Genomic DNA, 19,261 nt, shown 5'->3' on the forward strand with positions numbered 1-19,261 from the left:
ACACCCGCTCCCCCACCGGACCGCGCCCCCACCTGATAGGAAGAGCGCAACACGATCATGATCGAAGGGGGAGCGGGAGAGATGGCCGTCCTGACGCCGAGGCGTCGCTGGAAGGGGTACAGCAAACCCCAGCGCACCGAGCTCTACCTCCGCTGGTCGCTCTACCTCGTCCCGCTGATGATGCTCGCGCTGATCGTGCTGGCCACCACCGCCCAGACCGGCCGGCCGGACGCCGACGACAGCGCCCGGGTCTGCCTGGTCGTCGGCCTGGCCGTCACCCTGCTCACCCTCCGGGCCCTGCGCACCTCGCTCGACCACTACCTGAAGCGGCCCACCGACCACCTGCGCTGGCTCGTCGCCCTGGCCGCCGTGACGGTGGCCGGCTGCTGGGCCGTCCTGCTGCTCGGCCCGGCCGACGGCGGACCGGGGAGCCCGGACGCACCACCGTTCACCACCGTGGTCGTCTCCGCCCTGCTGTCCACCGCCTTCTGCCCGGCGAGCGTGGGCCTGCGGACGCGCTGGGCCTGCCTCGCCGGGTTGTCGACCCAGCTCCTGGTCGCCCCCGCGGCCCTGATGGCCGGGCTCGGCGCCCCGACGACGACCGGTCTGCTGGTCGGCAACCTGGTCGGGTTCGCCTTCATCGGCTTCAGCTGCCGCAGCTTCGCCTGGCTGCAGTCGGTCGTCTGGGAGCTCGACACCGCCCGGGAGGCCCAGGCCCGGCTGGCCGTCGCCGAGGAGCGGCTGCGGTTCTCCCGGGACCTGCACGACGTGATGGGCCGCAACCTCACCACCATCGCGCTGAAGAGCGAACTCGCCGTCCAACTGGCCCGCCGGGGCCGGCCGGAGGCCGCCGACCAGATGACCGAGGTGCAGCGGATCGCGCAGGAGTCCCAGCGCGAGGTCCGGGACGTGGTCCGCGGCTACCGCACGGCGGACCTGCACGCCGAGGCCATCGGCGCCCGCGCCGTCCTGCGCGCCGCCGACGTGGCCTGCGAGATCGACCTGGGCGAGGACGCCGACGAACTCCCGCTGCCGGTGCAGTCGGTGCTCGGCTGGGTGATCCGCGAGGCCACCACCAACGTGCTGCGCCACAGCGAGGCCGGCCGCTGCTCGATCCGGCTGCGGCGCGAGGACGGCCGGGCGGTGCTGGAGCTGGAGAATGACGGGGTACCGGCCGTGCCGCTGCCGTCCCAGGGCGGCGGGACGGGCCTGCGCGGACTGCGCGAGCGCCTCGCCGTCCACGACGGCGAGCTGACCGTCCCGGACGTCGGTCCGGGCCGGTTCCGGATGTTCGCCAGCGTCCCGCTCTGACCCCGCCGGGCCCGGGCCGCCATCGAGCGGGACCCGGCCCCGACCGACCACCGCTCCCGTCCGGAAGAAGGCCCCCGATGACCGACCCCGCCCCCGTGCGCGTCCTGCTCGCCGACGACGAGCACCTGATCCGGGGGGCGCTGGCCGCGCTGCTCTCCCTGGAGGAGGACATCACCGTGGTCGCCCAGGCCGCCTCCGGGCCGGAGGCGGTGGCGATGGCGAAGGCGCACCGCCCGGACATCGCGGTGCTGGACCTCCAGATGCCCGGGCTGGACGGCATCGAGGTGGCCACCGAGCTGCGCCGGCTGCTGCCGGACTGCCGGTCCATGATCGTCACCGGGCACGGCCGCCCGGGCTACCTGAAGCGCGCGCTGGAGGTCGGGGTGCGCGGCTTCCTGCCGAAGACCGTCTCCGCGGCGGACCTCGCCGGGATCATCCGCACGGTGCGCGCGGGCGGCCGGTACGTGGACCCGGAGCTGGCCGCGGACGCGATCAGCGCGGGAGAGACACCGCTGACCCCGCGCGAGACGGACGTGCTGGAACTGGCCGCCGACGGCACCTCGATCGCCGAGATCGCCGAGCGGGCCGCGCTCTCCCAGGGCACGGTCCGCAACTACCTCTCCTCGGCCGCCGGCAAGCTGGGCGCCGAGAACCGCCACGCGGCGGTGCGGATCGCCCGCGAGCACGGCTGGATCTGAGACCTGCCCGGTCCCGGTCCGGCCGCGCCCGCGGACGTCCGAAGGCTCAGGCCCAGGAGGTGCCGGTCAGGCGCTCGTACACCTCGATGTACCTGGCCCTGGTCTGCTCGACGATCTCGGCCGGCAGCTCCGGCGGCGGCTGCTCGCCGGCCCGGTCCCAGCCGGAGGCCGGCGAGACCAGCCAGTCGCGGATGAGCTGCTTGTCGAAGGACGGCTGCGAGCGGCCGGGCTGCCACTCGTCGGCGGGCCAGAAGCGGGAGGAGTCCGGGGTGAGCACCTCGTCGCCGATCAGCAGCTCGCCGTCGGCCAGGCCGAACTCGAACTTGGTGTCGGCCAGGATGATGCCGCGCGCGCGGGCGATGTCCCGGGCCCGGGCGTAGACGTCGAGGGTGGTGCGGCGCAGCCGGGAGGCGAGCTCGGCGCCGATCCGGCGGGCGGTCTCCTCGTAGGAGACGTTCTCGTCGTGCTCACCGACCTCGGCCTTGAGCGCGGGGGTGTAGATCGGGGCGGGCAGCTCGGAACTGTTCACCAGGCCCTCGGGCAGCGCGATGCCGCAGACCGTGCGGTCGGCCTCGTACTCCGTCAGGCCGGAACCGGCGAGGTAGCCGCGGGCCACGCACTCGACCGGGACCATCTCCAGGCTGCGGCAGACCAGCGTGCGGCCCTTCCAGTCGGCGGGGGCGCCGGCCGGGATCTCGGTGGAGATCACGTGGTTGGGCACGATGTCGGCGATCCGCTCGAACCACCACAGCGAGAGCTGGGTGAGGACCCGGCCCTTGTCGGGGATCTCGTTGGGCAGCACCCAGTCGTGCGCCGACATGCGGTCGCTGGCGACCATCACGAGGTCGCCCGACTCGGCGCGGTAGAGGTCGCGCACCTTGCCGGTGTGCAGGTGGACCAGGCCGGGCACCTGGACCGGCTCGGGCTTGGTGACAAATCCGCTCAAGGTCGTCTCAGTCCTCAGGGGTCGTTCGCGGGCGTGGGGCGCGAAAGGGGAGGTCAGTGGACCCGAGTCTGTCATGACCGCCCACCCGGACCCCGCCCGGGCGGCCTCAGCCGTTCTTGCAGAGGCGGTCGAGCAGATTGGCGGTGGCCCGCTGGATCCGCTCGTCGGTGAGGCCGGGCCGGTCCAGCGCGGGTGACCAGGCGAACGTCCCGGCGGCGAACACGTACGCGCCGCTCGGCGCCCGGTACAGCGAGGTCTCCTGGTAGCGGGTGCGGCCGGCGAGATCGCGGTACGGGGAGTGCGCGAGCAGCACCCGCTCGGTGTGCTGGGGCAGCGCCACCTTGGGGTAGTAGCGGTCGGCCTCGCCGGCGACCAGGCCGGGCAGCTCGTCGCCCTCCTGGACGCCGGTGCCGTCCCAGAGCCAGTGCGTGGTGTGCCGGGCGACCAGCGGGACGGGCGAGGCGACCCGGCCGGAGTACTGCACGCCGAGCAGGTGCTGCTCCGGCTCGCCGGCGTCCCGCCAGAGCGCGCTGGCGGCACCGCTCACCCCGGTGGCCGGGCTGCCGGGCTCGACCTTCTGCCGTTTGCGGCAGTTGAGCAGCCGGTTGGGCTCACCGGACGGCGCGGCGCTCAGTTCGACCCGCCAGTACATGGTGTTGGCGGACAGGAAGACCAGCGAGGTACCGCCGTCGCGGGCCCGCTCGACCGTCCGGCGCATCGGCTCGGACCAGTACTCGTCGTGGCCGGGGAAGATCAGCGCCCGGTGCCGGGCCGGGTCGACCAGACCGGCGTGCAGGTCGGTGGCGGTGGCGTAGGAGAGGTCGTAGCCGTAGCGCTCGGCCCAGCGGATGAAGTCGTAGGCGTGGCCGACGTGCAGCGGCAGTCCGGCGGTGGCGTGCGGGCGGTCGAAGGAGACGGTGACGGCCGCCTCCGGCTCGCCGACCAGCCGGCCCCGGCCGTCCCAGGCGTGGTAGAGGCTGGCACCGCTGCGACCGTCCTCGGGGAAGAGGTTGTAGGCCTGCCAGGTCACGTCCGGGATCACCAGGAGCAGTTCGGCGGCGTGCGCCTGGTCCTCGAAGTCCCGCACCGTGAAGGGGATGTGGCTGCGGTGCAGCATGTCCGCGGTGGTCAGCACGGCGACGTAGGCGCCGGGCCGCCAGTGGGTGGGGATCTGCAGCCGCCAGGAGTGCCACCAGTGGTGGCAGGAGACCGTCCGGCCGGCCACCAGCGGCGCGGGCTGGGCCAGCCCGGCGATCAACGGACTGGACGTCATGTGGTGCGCGCCGTCACCGCCGTAGTGGCCGATCCGGAAGACGTCGACGGTGAACTCGCGGGGCGGGTTGACGGTGACCCGGAGGTCCACCGCGCCGCCGGGGCGGACCACGCCGGCCGAGGCGAAGCCCTTGATCTGCTGCACCACGTCGTTGGCGCCCTGCGGGGTGCCGACCGAGGGCTTGGGTCTGGTGCCGCCGGCCAGCGGCTGCTGGCCCGGCGCGTCCACCGAGACGTACCAGGGGACGGCGCCCTCGGCTCCGGCCAGGTACTGGTCCGGGCTGCGCAGCCAGGGCAGCGGGCCCTGGCCGAAGGGGTCGGAGACGCTGTACGCGTGCGTTCCGGACTCCCAGCGGCGGTTGAGTTCCGTCCCCACGCGCCCCTCCCACAGATGCACCCTCCGCCGGTTGGCACGTGCCTCCCGGATGTGCGTGCGGTCTAATACACCACAGAGTGCTGGCGCTGCGTCACCCCACGGTAGCAACTCGTGTCTGAGAATCTTCCGGGCCGACCCCGGGAGGGGCTCCGGCCTGGGAAGACCTGCCGCGGGCGGCCGGCCCGGGGGCGCGAGCGGCGATGCCGAGCGCCCTCCGGGTTCAGAGCCGGACCGGTTTCTCCAGCCGGACGTCGGCGGCGTCCAGCCAGGCCCGCAGCGGGCCGTCCTGGCCCTGCTCGACGGCCTGGGCGACCGGCTCGGCCAGATCGGTGCGACGCACCCCGCCGATCAGCAGCACCGGGCCGTCCAGCCAGTCCAGACCGGGGGTGGCCCCGGCGGTGTCGACGGCGGCGCAGCAGACCATCGCGGTGACGTGGTCGACCAGGAGGTCCCGACCGGTGCGGACGGGTTCGAGCAGCGGGGCGGGGGCCGCGGTGCCGGCCGGCCGGGTGGTGAGCGCGGCGGCCAGTTGCTCGCCGCCGCCCTCGGCGAGCCGGCCCAGCAGCCTGGTCACCGTCGGGGCGCCGGGGCGGGCCTGCGGGGCGAGCCGGTCCAGCGCGGACTGCAGCGCGGTGGCACGGGCCCGCCAGCCGGCGTCCACCACCTCGGCCGGGTAGTCGGCCCAGTCCACCTCGCGCCAGGCGCCGGAGGCGGGCCGGCCGAAGAACAGCTCGGCGGCGAGCAGGGAGACCGCCTCGTCCACCGTGCCGGGCTCCTCCAGCAGGTCGCAGGCGGGGCGGTCGCCGAGCCGGCTGCTGTACCCGTCGGCCAGGCGGTCGCGCCGGGACAGCTCGGTGAGCGCGGCCACCACCCCGGCGTTGAGGTGCGCGGGGTGCCGGCCGAGCCGCCAGGCGGGCAGCGCGACCCGGGTGAGCAGCCGGTCCCAGCCGGCGTAGGCCAGGCCGACCTGCTCCTGGGCCGCGATCCGCAGCCCGTAGTCGACCGCGCGGGCCTGTTCGGAGGCCCAGCCCGCGACGGCCCGCTCCAGCTCCGCCGAGTGCGCCCGGCAGGCGGCGAGCAGCCGGCGGGTGATCCGGTCGGTCAGCGCGGCCGGGCCGCGGCGCCCGCGGGGTGCGGGCGGCGCGGGGGCGCCGACCACACCGGGCACCGGGGTGTCGTCCAGGCTCGCGTCCAGGCCGCGCAGGAAGCGGCGGGCCGCGGCGATGTCGGGGTCGGCGGCGGCCGCGGTGCCGGCCACCACCGGGGCGAGCAGGGCACGCAGCTCGCCGGCCCGCATCCACCACAGGAACGGCGAACCGATCACCAGCATCGGCGCGGCGGTCTCCTGGGCCCGACGGGGCGGGCGGCGCGCACCGGCCGGAGGGGCCGGCGGGACGTCCTCCAGCCAGCTGTCGCAGTCCGGGGTGAGGGCGATCGCGGAGGGTGCGGGCACCTCCAGCCGGTCGGCCAGCTCGTCGATCAGCCGGTACAGCTCGGGCGCCTGGGCCCGGTCGAGCGGGACCACCGGGGTCTGCGGCGGGACGGCCCGGCGGTGGGCCCGGGCGGCCAGGCCCGCGACCAGCAGGGTGACGGCGGCCACCGCGCAGACCACCCAGCGGACGGCGTCCCAGCCGGCGGCGTCGGGGGCGCCGGGCGCGCCGATCCGGCCGGTGATCCGGCCCGCGAGCAGGACCGCCGCGGCGGCGGCGGGCAGTGCGGCGGCGGCCAGGGCGATGCCCCGGACCCGCAGGACCGCGTGGGCGTGAGCGCGCGCGGTGTCGACAGCGGCCATACGGTGCGGCACCCCCTTCGGAGCCCTCGGGCACCCGGCGACGGGACCCTGAGCCGACTCGAAACGATCAGTTCCGACCGGGAATCGGCGGCGTCCGATCCCGGCAGTACATGCTGTGTGGCGCTTCTGACATTCTTGACGCCCTTGTCCGGGTGGGTGTTCCGGATCGCCCCGGTTTCCACTCGTCCCGGTGACGGTGCCCGAATTCCGGACGACCGTGCCGGGCGCCGTGCGAAGCGGCCCGGGCGTGCCGGTCCGGCCGGACGCCGTCCAGCATCCCCCCGCACGACCGCCGCTACCCGGCGCGGCCGCGAGCGGCACGGCCCACGGTGCTGCGGACCAGCGCACCATAAGGCCGGGCAGCGGGTTGCGTCAGCCGGATGCGGCCGCTGTCACTCGATGGGCTGGATTCCGGCCGCCGAACGGTGCGGTGGCCTCGGAGACCGCTCCCCTGCCCGCACCCCCGAAACGCCGCGGGGCGCTGCGTCCATGGGGGTTGTTTCCCCTTGGACGCAGCGCCCCGGAGCGCGGCGAAACCGCCTGCTACCGCGCGGCCTTGAGCGCGATGTCGGTGCGGTGCTGACCACCCTTGAGGCTGATCCGGTCCACCGCCGCGTACGCCCGGCCGCGCGCCTCGGCGAGGTCGGTGCCGGTGGCGGTCACGGACAGCACCCGGCCGCCGGCGCTGAGCACCCGGCCGTCCTCGTCCGCCCTGGTCCCCGCGTGCAGGACGAACGCGGTGCCGTCGGCGGCCTCGGCGTCCGCCAGGCCCTCGATCACGTCACCGGTGCGCGGCGCCGCCGGGTAGCCCTCGGAGGCGATCACCACGGTGACGGCGGCGCCGTCGTCCCAGCGCAGCGGCTCCAGCTGGTCCAGCGCACCGGTGGCGCTGGAGTGCAGGACGGCCGCCAGCGGGGTGCGCAGCCGGGCCAGCACGACCTGGGTCTCCGGGTCGCCGAAGCGGGCGTTGAACTCGATCACCCGGGTGCCGCGCGAGGTCAGCGCCAGGCCCGCGTAGAGCAGGCCGGAGAACTCGGTGCCCCGGCGGCGCAGCTCGTCCACGGTGGGCTGCAGGACGGTCTCCAGGACCTCCTCGACCAGGCCCTCGGGGGCCCACGGCAGCGGCGAGTAGGCACCCATGCCGCCGGTGTTCGGGCCCTCGTCGCCGTCCAGCGCGCGCTTGAAGTCCTGCGCGGGCTGGAGCGGGAGGACGGTGGTGCCGTCGGTGATCGCGAACAGCGAGACCTCGGGGCCGTCGAGGTACTCCTCGATGACCACGCGCTCGCAGGAGGCGGCGTGGGCCAGCGCGGCCTCGCGGTCGGAGGTGACCACGACGCCCTTGCCGGCCGCCAGGCCGTCGTCCTTGACCACGTACGGCGCGCCGAAGGCGTCCAGCGCCTCGGCGGCCTCGGCCGGGGTCGTGCAGACGTAGGAGCGGGCGGTGGGCACCCCGGCGGCGGCCATGACGTCCTTGGCGAACGCCTTGGAGCCCTCCAGCCGGGCGGCCTTCCCGGACGGGCCGAAGACCGGGATGCCGGCCGCGCGCACGGCGTCGGAGACGCCCGCGACCAGCGGGGCCTCCGGGCCGACCACGACCAGGTCGGCGTCGAGCCGCCGGGCGAGCGCAGTGACCTGCGCACCGTCCAGCTGGTCGACGGGGTGGACCGTCGCCACCTGCGCGATCCCGGCGTTGCCCGGGGCGCAGTGCAGCTCGGTCACGGCGGAATCTTGGGACAGAGAGCGGCACAGGGCGTGTTCGCGGGCGCCGCCGCCGATGACGAGGACCTTCACGGTTGGCAAGGGTAGTCGGTGGCCGGTTCGCGTCGCCCTCCGGTCCCGTCGGAACCTCCGGCCGAAGCCGTCCGTACGCCTCCGGTGCCGGAGGATCCTCCAGGCCGCGGCCCGGGAGGCGCGCCCCGGGTGTCCGGGTCAGGACAGCGGGTCACCGGGGCCTCGCTCGGACGGGTGAAATCTCGCCGACCGCCGCAACCCGCCCACCTCGGCATCCGGCGGTCGAATCCGGTAACGATCATTGGTGAAGCGCCCCCACGGTCAGCCATTTGGCGGTAAGAAAGGGCTGATGGACAACCACCGGCCACCGGCCGGACCGGCCTCCCCGGGCACCCACACCCGCCCGGGGGCGCCGGGTGTTCCGATGCGTCATCCGGCGTTTCACGGCCCGTCAGGTCGCGGACCTGTCGGGAGGACGCGACGGTCAGACCCAGCAGTCCGCCCGCCACAGGGAGCCCCACAGGTGAGCCAGCCGGAAATGCAGCCCGAGGAGAGTGCCTGGGGCAAGGAGATCGGCGAGGAGGACCAGCCCGTCGCCGCAGTCGTGCCGCGGGCCTCCACCCGCCGCCGGGCCGATCTGAGCGCCCGCCAGTTCCCCCTCGGGGACTGGGGCGAGCCCGCCGAGCGGCTGGAGGAGCTCTACCGCTGGTCCGAGGAGCGGGCGGTGGAGGCGATCGACTGGTACCGCCGGGACCGGGTCTGGAAGCGCCGCTGGGCGCGGCTGCTGAGGTTCGGCACCGCCGGCTTCGCGGTCGGCGGCGTCACCGCCCCGCTGGTGGACCTCACCGGCACCGTGGCGAACGCGACCGGCTGGGGCTACGTCGGCCTGGCGCTCGCCGCGGCCTGCTACGGCGCGGACCGGGCGTTCGGACTGACCTCCGGCTGGATGCGGGACGTCTCCACCGCGCAGGCGCTGCAACGGCGCCTGGAGGCCTTCCAGTTCGACTGGGCCTCGGAGTGCGTGCGGGAGGTGCTGGGTCCCACCGAGGGCACCGCGGGCGAGGCGGCCGAGCGCTGTCTCGGGGTGCTGCGGCGGTTCTGCGAGGACGTCTCGGACATGGTCCGCACCGAGACCTCGGAGTGGATGCTGGAGTTCCGGGCGGGCATGACCCAGCTGCCCACCCAGGCCTCGGGCAGCTGGGGCGGCCGGAGCGAGTCGGGCATCGGCGCCCAGGTGCGGATCCTGCCGCCGCCGGGAACCCGGCCCACCATGCCGCGCCAGCGCCCGCCGGAGGGCCCGCTGCGGTAGCCGGGCCCGGGCGGAGGCGCCCGGCCCCGCGGACGCGGAGACACCTCGCGGGCGCGGAGACGACCCGGAAACGCGGAGCGCTCGGAGCGCTCGGGCCGCTCCGGGGCTCAGGCGAAGACGATCATCGATCCCTGGGTGAGGCTGCGGGTGGCCGCCGCGTACAGGCCCGCCCAGGCGTGCCGCTCCCGGGCGAACGGGTGCAGGTCGTCCAGCGGCGGGCCGAACGGCTGCTCCAGACCGGTCGGGCCGAGCGGCCTGGTCGGGTCCGGCGGGTTGAGCGGGTCGATGCCCAGCGCCGGTGCGACGGCCTGGAGTTCGCGCAGCAGCCCGTGGCTGGAGCCCAGCGGGCCGCCCGAGGCGAGCAGCGCGTCGTCCACCAGCGGCACCGCGAACTCGATCGGCACGTACGCCCCGGCGTGGTCGAAGTGCCAGACCAGGTGCGAGTGTTCCGCGCTGCTCTCGAACATCTCCAGCAGCTGCTCGTAGTCGCCGCCGAGGGCGTCCACCGGCGTGATGTCGAGGCCGGTCAGGCCCAGCAGGTAGGCGCGGCGCAGGAAGTGCAGCGAGTCGTAGTCGAAGGCGGCTATCGGCTCGACCGCCCCGCTTATCCCCGGGACGTACTGGTAGACCGGCACCTCGGGCAACCCGTGCGCGGTCAACACGGCGTTGTAGAGCGCGAGATCGTCCCGGAAGGGATTGTCAGGGCTGTGGCTCAGCACGTCCACGAGCGGGACGAGCCAGAGGTCGCAGGCCATGGCCGGCTCTTCCTCTCCGGGCGGCGGAGTCGCCCGCGTGGGCGGGCGACGGATGGACGGGTCGGTGTCCGGACAGTCGGTGCGGGAACCGCCCGGGACGACGACCGCCCACCCTACCGGCCCGGCGCGCGGTGCGGGCCGGGCCGTCCCTCGGGCAGTTGGCCGGCCGACGGGTCGGCGTACCGGCGGCCGAAGCGCCCGTAGGCCGCCGTGCGGGGCTGCGGCACCAGGCCGAGGCCGAGGCCCAGTTCGCGGCCGAGCTCCCGGCCCAGCTCGCGCTCCCGGCCGCGGCCGGTCTCCGGGGCCCGGAGCGGCTCCGGCGGACGGGCGGTGGCGGCGCCGGACGCCTCGTCCCGGGCCGCGGCCGCCGCCTCCGAGCCCGGCGGCGCCGGAGACACCGGAGACACCGGGGGCGCCGGGTCGCCGACCGACACCGACGGACCGGCCGCCGGGGCGGAGGACGCCGGGGCGGCCGCGAACGGACCGGACGACGGACCGGCCGCGAACGGACCGGACGACGCGGGCGCGGGCGCCGGGTCGAGCCCGGCGGCCAGCAGCGACAGCACGCCCACCGACTCCACCGGCTCTCCGGTCAGCCCGGCCAGCACCCGCACCGTGAACAGGTTGTACTCGCAGACGATCCGGTGCGCGCCCGCGAGGTCCTGCCGCTCGATCGCGTCGACCAGCTCGACGTGGCGGTCCCAGCAGACCCCGCCCAGCGTCGGCATCGCCCGCAGATAGGGCGCGGCGAACATCCAGGACTGCACCCGCAGCCAGTCCAGGTAGTCCCCGATCCGGCGGTTCCCGAGCAGCCCGGCGACCTCCTGCCAGAACCGGCGGTCGCAGCCGACCATCACGTCCAGGTTCCCCGCCCGGACCGCCCGGACCGCCGCGTCCGCCCGGCGGCGCAGCGAGGGCAGCCGGCTGACGTCCGGCGCGTCGGCGCGCACCGCGAGCTGGCGGAAACAGCTGTCGGTGAGCAGCACCCGGGACTCGAAGATCTCCAGGAAGTCGGCCCAGCCGAACTCGGGGACGGTGAACCCCCGGTGGTGCTCGGCCCGGAGCAGCCCCTGCGCCCCCAGGTCCACCAGCGCCTCGCGGGCCGGGGTCGCGGAGACTCCGTACAGCTCGGCGATCTCCTTGACGGTGAAGTTGCGGCCGGCTGCCAGCCGGCCGGCCATCATCTCCTCGCGCAGCGCGCCGGCGATCTGCTCGCGCAGGCTGTTGCGCCGGATCACGGGGCTGGTGCCGCCTGCGCCGGTGCCGGACATGCGCGCGACCTCCTCGGGCAGGCTCGACGGTCTGCCTCGGGACAGGCCGGCTGAAGAACGGCTGGTAACACGACGAAGGCTCATCTTCTCAAAAATGCCGCCGTCCTGTACAAGCCCTCCCGTATGCCCCGGAAAGCCACGCTCAGCCGCCGCCCGGCGTCACCGCTGCACCGGTGCCGGGATGCCCAGCAGCCGGTCCCGGTGCACCGGGAACTCGGCCCGGGCCCGGGCCACCTCCGCCGGGTCGAACTCCACCGTCAACACCTCCTCGCCCGCACCCGCCTCGGCCAGCACCCGGCCCCACGGGTCCACCACGATGCTGTGGCCGGCCTGCTCGACCCCGCCGTGCGTCCCGGCGGTGTTGCAGGCCAGCACGTAGGCCTGCTCCTCGACCGCGCGGGCCCGGCTCAGCAGCGTCCAGTGCTCGCGCCGCCGCGCCGGCCAGGCGGCCGGGACCACCAACAGCTGCGCGCCGGCGTCCAGCAGCGCCCGGAACAGCTCGGGGAACCGCAGGTCGTAGCAGGTCGCCAGACCGAGCGTGGCGAAGTCGGTGGCGGCGGTGACGATCTCCTGCCCGGCGCCCATCACCACCGCCTCACCGCTGTCGAAGCCGAAGCGGTGGATCTTGCGGTAGGTGTGCACCAGCTCGCCGTCCGGGGCGAACAGCAGCGAGGTGTTGTAGATCGGCCCGTCCGGGTCGCGTTCGACGATCGACCCGGCGTGCAGCCAGACCCCGGCCGCCTTCGCGGCGGCGGCCATCGCGTCGGAGGTGGGCCCGTCCAGTGACTCGGCGCCGTCCGACCAGAGGTCGTACGCGAAACCGCCCAGTGCCCACAGCTCCGGCAGGACGACCAGATCGGCGCCCCGCTGGGCCCGGACCAGGGCCGCCGCCCGGGCCCGCCGCTCGGCGGGCGGCTCGGCGTCGGAGACCGCGAGTTGGATCAATGAAGCGCGCACAGTACCACCGTCCACGGCAAGAGTCCTACGATCGTCACTCGAAAGCGCTGCCCAGTTCTCACCCGGCAGCGTAACGTGCGGTTAGCGTGTGTGCCCGGAAGCCGGACTTTCCGTCCGACCCCGAACCAGGGCGCGCGTGGCAAGGCAGCTGACGGAGGGCCGGAGATTCCCGTGACGGACAACCAGACCGTGCAGGCTTACACCGAGGCGTGGACCCAGTCCATCGAATCGATATCGGAGCTGGTGGCCCCACTTCCGGAGGGCTCCTGGAACCGGGCCACCGAGTGCCCCGGCTGGTCCGTCCGGGATGTCGTCTCGCACGTCATCGCCGTCGAGTCCGAACTGCTGGGCGACCCCCGCCCGATCCACTCGCTGCCCCGCGACCTGCGCCACGTCACCACCGAGTTCGCCCGCTACATCGAGCTGCCGGTCGACAAGCGCCGCTGCCACACCGCGCTGGAGATGACCGGCGAGCTGGAGTACACGATCATCCGGCGCTCGCGCGCGCTGCGCAACGCCAAGCAGACCCCCTCCGAAGGGATCCGCTTCCCGGCCGGACCGCTCAGCCGCGACGTGCCGTACCACGAGCTGCTGCGCCACCGGGCCTTCGACGTCTGGGTTCACGAGCAGGACCTCCGCCGGGCCCTCGACGAGCCGGGCAACCTGGCCTCGCCCGCCGCGCTGCTCGCCCGGGACGTGCTGCTGGAGGGCCTGCCCAAGGCGGTCGCCCACCGGGCCGGCGCCCCGGCCGGGACGACCCTGGTGGTGGACGTCACCGGCCCGGTCGAGTTCCTGCGCACCGTCCGGGTGGACGCCGCCGGCCGCGGCACGGTGGACGAGTCGATCAGCCTGGCGCCCGACGTCCAGCTCACGCTGGACTGGGAGACGTACGTCCGGCTCGCCTGCGGGCGGGGCCGGCCGGGCCCGGTCGGTGTCGAGGGCGACCGGGAGCTGGCCTCGCGGGTGCTGGCCAACTTCGCCGTCACGGCCTGACCGGCCCCGCCCCGGGCCCGACGGTGCCGGGGCGGCCCGGGGCGGCCCGGGGCCGGTCGTCAGGCCGTCGCGTCCCGTTCCCGCTCGGCGACCTTGCGCCGCAGCCGCAGGATCATCAGGGTGCCCGCCGCCAGCGGCACGTAGAGCCAGCAGAAGGCCCAGCGGAAGGCCCCGGCGGAGTAGGTGTCGGTGCCGGCCGGGGTGAGGACGTCCAGGATGACGCCGATGCCGAACAGGGTGATCATCGTGCCGATGAAGCCGCCCATGTTGACGATCCCGGAGGCGGTGCCCAGCCGTTCCACGGGGTTGCGCGCACGGGCGTAGTCCAGGCCGACCAGTGAGGCCGGACCGTTGCTGCCCATCACCAGGATGATGCCGACCAGCAGCCAGGCCGGCGGGTGACCGCCGGGCCAGGCCAGCACGAGCGCCCAGCCGAGCGCGGTGGCGCCGACGACGGTGAGCACGATCGGCATCCGGGCCTTGGCGGTGCGCGACAGCACCCGGCCGAACAGGAAGCCGAAGGACATGTTGGCGAGCACCAGCAGGGTGAGCAGTCCGCCCGCCCCGGTGCGCGACATGCCCTGGGCCTCCACCAGGTAGGGCAGGCCCCAGAGCAGGCCGAAGGCGTTGCCGGGGAACTGGGTGGTGAAGTGCACCCAGAGTCCGAGCCTGGTGCCGGGCTCGGACCACGCCTGCCGGACCTGCCGCCCGACGCCGGGCCGGGACGCCACCGGGCCGGGCCCGACGGGCAGCGGCCCGGGCACGGGCACCGGCGCGGGCGCCTCCCGCAGGAAGAGCGCCACCAGGGCGAACACCGCGACGCCGAGCAGGGCGATCGCGGTGAAGGTCGGCGTCCAGCCCTCGCGGTGCAGGGCGTCGGCGAGGACGACGGTGGTGACCAGGTTGCCGCCCATCCCGGCGAGGCCGGTCAGCTGGGCGACGAACGGGTTCTTCGCGGCCGGGAACCACCGCGCGGCGATCCGCAGCACGCTGATGAAGGTCATCGCGTCGCCGCAGCCCAGCACCGCCCGGGAGGCCAGCGCCGGGGCGAAGGAGGAGGAGAACGCGAAGGCGAGCTGCCCGAGGCTGAGCAGCAGGACGCCGAGCAGCAGCACCCGGCGCGGGCCGAAGCGGTCGACCAGCAGGCCCACCGGGATCTGCATCGCCGCGTAGACCAGCACCTGGAGGATCGAGAAGGTGGAGAGCGCGGAGGCGCCGATCGCGAAGCGGTCGGCGGCGTCCAACCCGGCCACGCCCAGGCTGGTCCGGTGGATCACCGCGAGGACGTAGACGCTGACGCCGACGGACCAGGCCAGCCAGGCGGCGCGGCCGCCGGGGGGTGGCGGGAGCGCGGCGGCCACCCCTGCCGAGGGGGCGGCCGGGGGCGTCGGCCCGGTGCTGGACCGGGGAGCGGGGACGGACAGGGGGCGGGCTGAACGGGCGGGCTCCACGGACATAGTGTCCCCAGATTAGTCATCCCATCATTCGACCCTCAGCCCGGGGTGACGGGGGGATCGGGCACGAACCACCTCAGCCGGTGAGCGTCCAGGAGACCGACCTGGTCATGTACCGGTCGCGGAAGGCCTCGTCGCGGACCCAGTCGGTGGTGTCCCGGACGGTGGCCGTCACGGTGGCGCTCTCCCCCGGGAGCAGGTTCAGCGCGGCGGTGTCGAGCCAGCTGCGGTCCGCCGCCTGCGGCTCGACCGGGGCACCGTCCACCTTCCAGTCCACCTGCAGCCGGCGGGCCCCGGCCAGCGGCAGCGGCCGGACCTCCAGCCGGGGGCGGCCGGTCACCTCGCCCGGGGCGGGCGAGGGCGTGTCGGTCGGCCGGATCCGGCGGTAGATCTCCTCGATGATGGCCTCCCGCGAGGGGAGGTTGTAGGCACCGCCGAGGGTGCGCATCACCGAGTCCTGGGTGGGCCGGTAGACCCCGTTGGCACTGCGGTACGCCCCCACCGTCCCGCCCCCGTCCGGGGACTCCGCGCCCAGCCAGCGCCACCACTTGGTCTGCTTGCGGCGCATGTCCTCGGCGTTGTCGGTGGAGAGGTTGGGGTAGTCGGCGTCGTCCGGCGCGCTGTCGTACTCGTCGCCGAGGTCGCCCACGGTGTGCCCTATCTCGTGCTGGATGATCCGCCCGGCGTCCGGGCTGCCGCCGGCCAGGGTGGTCACCCCGGTACCGCCGGCGCCGCCGTACTCGCTGGAGTTGGCCAGCGCGATCAGGTACTGCGGGCCGTCGCCCTGGCCGGCGTAGCGCGCGGTGGCGGCCTCGTCGGCGCAGAGCAGCCGGGCGGTGCCCTCACACCAGAAGTGCATGCCGAGCGGGGTGGCGGGGTTGCGGCCCCGGCTCTCGGTCTCGGCGATCCCCGAGTCGGGCGAGACCACTTCGACCCGCCTTATGTTGAAGAACCCCTGGTAGCTGCGGAACGGCTCGATCTCCATCAGGGCGCGCCAGGCCCGGTCGGCCTGCTCCCGGAAGGCCTGCTGCTCGTCGGCCCGGTAGCCGTCGCCGAGCAGGACCAGGGTGATCCGGTTGGCCGGGTCACCGGTCCGCCTTATGTCGACGGTCGGAGCGGTGCCGGCCGCGCGCAGGTCGGCGGGCCGGACGAGGTGCGGCGGCACCGCCCGGTCGGCGGGGGCACCGGGCCCGATCACACCGAACGGGGACGGGCCGGCCAGCTCCAGGGCGGCCGGTAGTACGGCGGTGGACACCAGCACGAGCGCGGCCAGACTCCGGACGAGACGGCCAGGGTTGCCAGGCGGCATACGGGTGCGTCCTCGGGGATCCGGTCACCCGGCGTCGCCCGGGTGGTGGACGCGAAGACGTACCCGGCCCGGCGTGTCACCCCCACCGTCCGACGAAAAAGTCACCGACCTGGCCGAACGACCCGAATCACCCCGGTCATACCTATCAGTCCGATCAGGTGGATGATCCCGGACGCGCGTGACCTCGGCGGAGCCACGTCGGCCGGGCCCGCAGCACCAGATGGGTACCGAGGCCGAGCAGCAGCCCCCAGAACGCCGAGCCGATCCCGAGCAGGCTCATCCCGGAGGCGGAGGCCAGGAAGGTCACCACCGCCGCGTCCCGGCCGTGCTCGTCGGCCACGGCCGCGGCCAGGCTGCCCTGGAGCGAGGCCAGCAGGGCGACCCCGGCGACCACCGCGATCAGCTCCTTCGGCAGACCGGTGAACAGGCTCACCAGCAGCCCGCCGAAACTGCCCACCAGCACGTAGAGCAGGCCCACCGACATCCCGGCGACGTAGCGGCGCCGCGGGTCGGGGTGGTTCTCCGGCCCGGCACAGATGGCGGCGGTGATCGCGGCCAGGTTCACCCCCGGCGAACCGAACGGCGCCAACAGGACGGAGACCCCACCGGTGGCCCCGATCAGCAGCCGGTCGTCGGGCCGGTAGCCGAAGGCCCGCATCACCCCCAGCCCCGGGGCGTTCTGCGAGACCAGCGCCACGATGGTGAGCGGCAGCGCCAGACCCACCGTGGCCGGCCCGGAGAAGGCGGGCACGGTGAACACCGGAACGGTCGGGCCGCCCGACCCCAGGTGCAGCGGCAGCCCGACGGTGACGGCCGCCAGCACCCCGCCGGCCACCAGCGCGACCGGCACCGCGTACCGCGGCACCAGCCGCTTGGCCAGCAGGAAGGCCGCGAAGCTGCCCAGCACCAGGGCCGGCGCGCCGTGCACGGCGCCGAAGATGCCGGCGCCGAAGGAGAACAGGATGCCCGCCAGCATCGCGTTGACGATCCCGGCCGGGATCGCGGCGATCAGCCGCCCGAACAGCCCGGTGACCCCGAACAGCGTCACCAGCACCCCGCTCACCAGGAAGGCGCCGACCGCCTCCCGGTAGGGGTACGCGCCGAGGCTGGTGACCAGCAGCGCGGCGCCCGGCGTGGACCAGGCGGTGATCACCGGCGTCCTGGTCCACCAGCTGAGCAGCAGACCGGGCAGTCCGCTCCCGATGGCCACCGCCCAGATCCAGGACGCGGTGTGCGCCGCGTCCAACCGCCCGGCCGAGGCCGCCGCGAGCACCACCACCAGCGGGCCGGAGAACGAGACCGCGATGCACACCAGCCCGGCCAGCAGGGCGGGGACGGAGACGTCGCGCCGCAGCGAGCGGCGCTCCTCGGGGCCGTCGCGCCTGTCCGCCGAACGGGTTATCAGCTCCTCTGCCATGGCGGCAGTATCGCGGAGCGGCCGCCACCGGCGGGCCGTTCGAACGATCTCGGAAGAGTCTCGAACCCGCCCGCGACCACCGGCGCGGACGCGGGTCCGAGCCCGGCACCCGGTCGACGAAGGGGCCCTGCTCCGCACCGTGGTGCGGAGCAGGGCCCCTTTCCTCGGTCCCGTTCCCTCGGTCCCGTTCCCTCGGTCCCGTTCCCTCGGTCCCGGCCGGTCAGCCCCAGGTGATCAGACGCTTGGGCCGCTCCAGCAGCGCGGCGACGTCGGCCAGCACCTTGGAGCCGAGCTCCCCGTCCACCAGGCGGTGGTCGAAGGAGAGGGCCAGCGTGGTGACCTGGCGCGGCACCACCTTGCCCTTGTGCACCCACGGCAGGTCCCGGACCGCGCCGAAGGCGAGGATCGCGGCCTCGCCCGGGTTGAGGATCGGGGTGCCGGTGTCGACGCCGAAGACGCCGACGTTGGTGATGGTGACGGTGCCGCCCTGCATGGCGTTCGGCGAGGTCTTGCCCAGCCGGGCGGTGTCGATCAGCTCGCCGAGCGAGGCCGCCAGGCCGGACAGCGTCTTGCTGCCCGCGTCCTTGATGTTGGGGACGATCAGACCGCGCGGGGTGGCCGCGGCGATGCCGAGGTTCACCTGGCCCCGGATGACGATCTCCTGGGCCGCCTCGTCCCACTGGGCGTTGATCTCGGGGTGCCGCTTGATCGCGGTCAGCAGCGCCTTGGCGACCAGCAGCAGCGGGCTGACCCGGATGTCCCGGCCCAGCTCGCCGCTCTCCTTGAGCCGGCGGACGAACTTCATCGTCCGGGTGACGTCGACCTGGACGAACTCGGTGACGTGCGGGGCGGTGAAGGCCGAGGCCACCATCGCCTGCGCGGTCGCCTTGCGGACGCCCTTGATCGGCACCCGGACATCGCCCGCGGTGACGCCCGGCACGGCCGCCGGAGCGGCGACGGAGACCTCCACCGGCTCCACCGGCGCGGCCGCCGGAGCCGCCGAGGCCACCGCGGCGAGCGCGGTGGTGGCCGCCGCGTAGGCGTGCACGTCCTCGCGGGTGACCACACCGTCCGGGCCGGTCGGCACGACGGCCCGCAGGTCGACCCCGAGGTCCTTGGCGAGCTTGCGCACCGGCGGCTTGGCCAACGGCCGGTCGCCGACGGGCTGTTCCGGCAGCACCGGGGCGGCGGCGACAGGGGCCGGCGCCGGGACCGGCGCGGGAGCGGGGGCCACGACGGCCGGCACCGGGGCCACCACCGTGGTCGTGGTGGTCCGACGGGCCCGGCGCTGGGTGCCGCCGGTCCGCGGGCCGTAGCCGACCAGCACCTCGCGCCGGGCCGGCTCGGCCTCGGCGGGAGCGGCCACCGGGGCCACCGGAGCGGCCGGGGCCGGGGCGGCGCCCGCCTCCCCCGCCACCGCGACCGAGATGATCACGGTGCCGACGTCGACCGTCGCGCCCGCCGGGAAGAACAGCTGCTCGACGACCCCGTTGAACGGGATCGGCAGCTCCACGGCGGCCTTGGCGGTCTCCACCTCGCAGACGACCTGGCCGTCCGTCACGGTGTCGCCGGGCTTGACGTACCAGCTGAGGATCTCGGCCTCGGTGAGGCCCTCGCCCACATCGGGCATCTTGAACTCGCGGAGCGAGCGAACTTCGGTGGTCATCTTC

The 19,261-nt window shown here is 74.8% G+C and carries 15 protein-coding genes; 4 read left to right on the forward strand and 11 right to left on the reverse strand.

Going from position 1 to position 19,261, the window contains the following annotated elements; translation table 11 throughout:
- Window positions 1-81: 81 nt before the first annotated feature.
- Both ACFXHB_RS06570 and ACFXHB_RS06575 read left to right on the forward strand, forming a co-directional pair.
- Window positions 82-1,311, forward strand: a complete 1,230-nt coding sequence (locus ACFXHB_RS06570) for a sensor histidine kinase (RefSeq protein WP_380572623.1) — start codon at window positions 82-84, stop codon at window positions 1,309-1,311.
- 77 nt (window positions 1,312-1,388) lie between these two features.
- A complete protein-coding gene (locus tag ACFXHB_RS06575; protein ID WP_380572624.1) occupies window positions 1,389-2,009 on the forward strand; it encodes a response regulator in 621 nt (206 codons plus the stop codon).
- Between the two features lie 46 nt (window positions 2,010-2,055).
- Here the strand turns inward: ACFXHB_RS06575 and ACFXHB_RS06580 are convergent, their stop codons facing one another.
- The 4 genes from ACFXHB_RS06580 to purD all read right to left on the reverse strand — a co-directional run bounded on the left by ACFXHB_RS06580 (window position 2,056) and on the right by purD (window position 8,186).
- Entirely contained in the window at window positions 2,056-2,955 is a 900-nt protein-coding gene (locus tag ACFXHB_RS06580; RefSeq protein WP_380572625.1) for a phosphoribosylaminoimidazolesuccinocarboxamide synthase, read from the reverse strand.
- 106 nt (window positions 2,956-3,061) lie between these two features.
- Window positions 3,062-4,603 carry a N,N-dimethylformamidase beta subunit family domain-containing protein gene (locus ACFXHB_RS06585; RefSeq protein WP_380572627.1) on the reverse strand — a complete coding sequence of 514 codons (1,542 nt, stop codon included), beginning with the start codon at window positions 4,601-4,603 and terminating at the stop codon, window positions 3,062-3,064.
- A 220-nt stretch (window positions 4,604-4,823) separates the two neighbouring features.
- On the reverse strand, window positions 4,824-6,395 hold the full coding sequence (locus ACFXHB_RS06590) for a hypothetical protein (RefSeq protein WP_380572629.1): 1,572 nt from the start codon (window positions 6,393-6,395) through the stop codon (window positions 4,824-4,826).
- Between the two features lie 543 nt (window positions 6,396-6,938).
- Window positions 6,939-8,186 (reverse strand): phosphoribosylamine--glycine ligase, encoded by a 1,248-nt coding sequence (gene purD, locus ACFXHB_RS06595; protein WP_380572631.1) that lies wholly within the window; start codon window positions 8,184-8,186, stop codon window positions 6,939-6,941.
- A gap of 463 nt (window positions 8,187-8,649) precedes the next feature.
- Between purD and ACFXHB_RS06600 the strand changes: the two genes are divergently transcribed.
- A complete protein-coding gene (locus tag ACFXHB_RS06600) occupies window positions 8,650-9,435 on the forward strand; it encodes an SLATT domain-containing protein (RefSeq protein WP_380572633.1) in 786 nt (261 codons plus the stop codon).
- Between the two features lie 107 nt (window positions 9,436-9,542).
- Here ACFXHB_RS06600 and ACFXHB_RS06605 read toward each other — a convergent pair whose 3' ends face one another.
- The 3 genes from ACFXHB_RS06605 to ACFXHB_RS06615 form a co-directional block, all read right to left on the reverse strand.
- On the reverse strand, window positions 9,543-10,190 hold the full coding sequence (locus tag ACFXHB_RS06605; protein WP_380572634.1) for a hypothetical protein: 648 nt from the start codon (window positions 10,188-10,190) through the stop codon (window positions 9,543-9,545).
- A gap of 113 nt (window positions 10,191-10,303) precedes the next feature.
- Window positions 10,304-11,461, reverse strand: coding sequence for a GntR family transcriptional regulator (locus ACFXHB_RS06610; RefSeq protein WP_380572636.1), 1,158 nt, complete (start codon window positions 11,459-11,461; stop codon window positions 10,304-10,306).
- Window positions 11,462-11,620: 159 nt separating this feature from the next.
- Window positions 11,621-12,418 (reverse strand): carbon-nitrogen family hydrolase, encoded by a 798-nt coding sequence (locus ACFXHB_RS06615; RefSeq protein WP_380572638.1) that lies wholly within the window; start codon window positions 12,416-12,418, stop codon window positions 11,621-11,623.
- A gap of 171 nt (window positions 12,419-12,589) precedes the next feature.
- Between ACFXHB_RS06615 and ACFXHB_RS06620 the strand changes: the two genes are divergently transcribed.
- Complete coding sequence (locus ACFXHB_RS06620; protein ID WP_380572640.1) at window positions 12,590-13,411, forward strand: maleylpyruvate isomerase family mycothiol-dependent enzyme; 822 nt, start codon at window positions 12,590-12,592, stop codon at window positions 13,409-13,411.
- A gap of 59 nt (window positions 13,412-13,470) precedes the next feature.
- On the opposite strand, the gene ACFXHB_RS06625 is transcribed toward ACFXHB_RS06620, so the two are convergent.
- The 4 genes from ACFXHB_RS06625 to ACFXHB_RS06640 all read right to left on the reverse strand — a co-directional run bounded on the left by ACFXHB_RS06625 (window position 13,471) and on the right by ACFXHB_RS06640 (window position 19,257).
- Window positions 13,471-14,868: a nitrate/nitrite transporter gene (locus tag ACFXHB_RS06625; protein WP_380572641.1), complete on the reverse strand. Its 1,398-nt coding sequence runs from the start codon at window positions 14,866-14,868 to the stop codon at window positions 13,471-13,473.
- A 73-nt stretch (window positions 14,869-14,941) separates the two neighbouring features.
- The gene (locus tag ACFXHB_RS06630; RefSeq protein ID WP_380572643.1) at window positions 14,942-16,174 is read right to left on the reverse strand and encodes a M64 family metallopeptidase; all 1,233 of its coding nucleotides are present in this window, start codon (window positions 16,172-16,174) and stop codon (window positions 14,942-14,944) included.
- Window positions 16,175-16,328: 154 nt separating this feature from the next.
- Window positions 16,329-17,591, reverse strand: coding sequence for a benzoate/H(+) symporter BenE family transporter (locus ACFXHB_RS06635; RefSeq protein ID WP_380572645.1), 1,263 nt, complete (start codon window positions 17,589-17,591; stop codon window positions 16,329-16,331).
- A 220-nt stretch (window positions 17,592-17,811) separates the two neighbouring features.
- The gene (locus ACFXHB_RS06640; protein WP_380572646.1) at window positions 17,812-19,257 is read right to left on the reverse strand and encodes a dihydrolipoamide acetyltransferase family protein; all 1,446 of its coding nucleotides are present in this window, start codon (window positions 19,255-19,257) and stop codon (window positions 17,812-17,814) included.
- Window positions 19,258-19,261 lie beyond the last annotated feature (4 nt).

This window comes from Kitasatospora sp. NPDC059327 (assembly GCF_042752535.1).
GTDB lineage: Bacteria > Actinomycetota > Actinomycetes > Streptomycetales > Streptomycetaceae > Kitasatospora.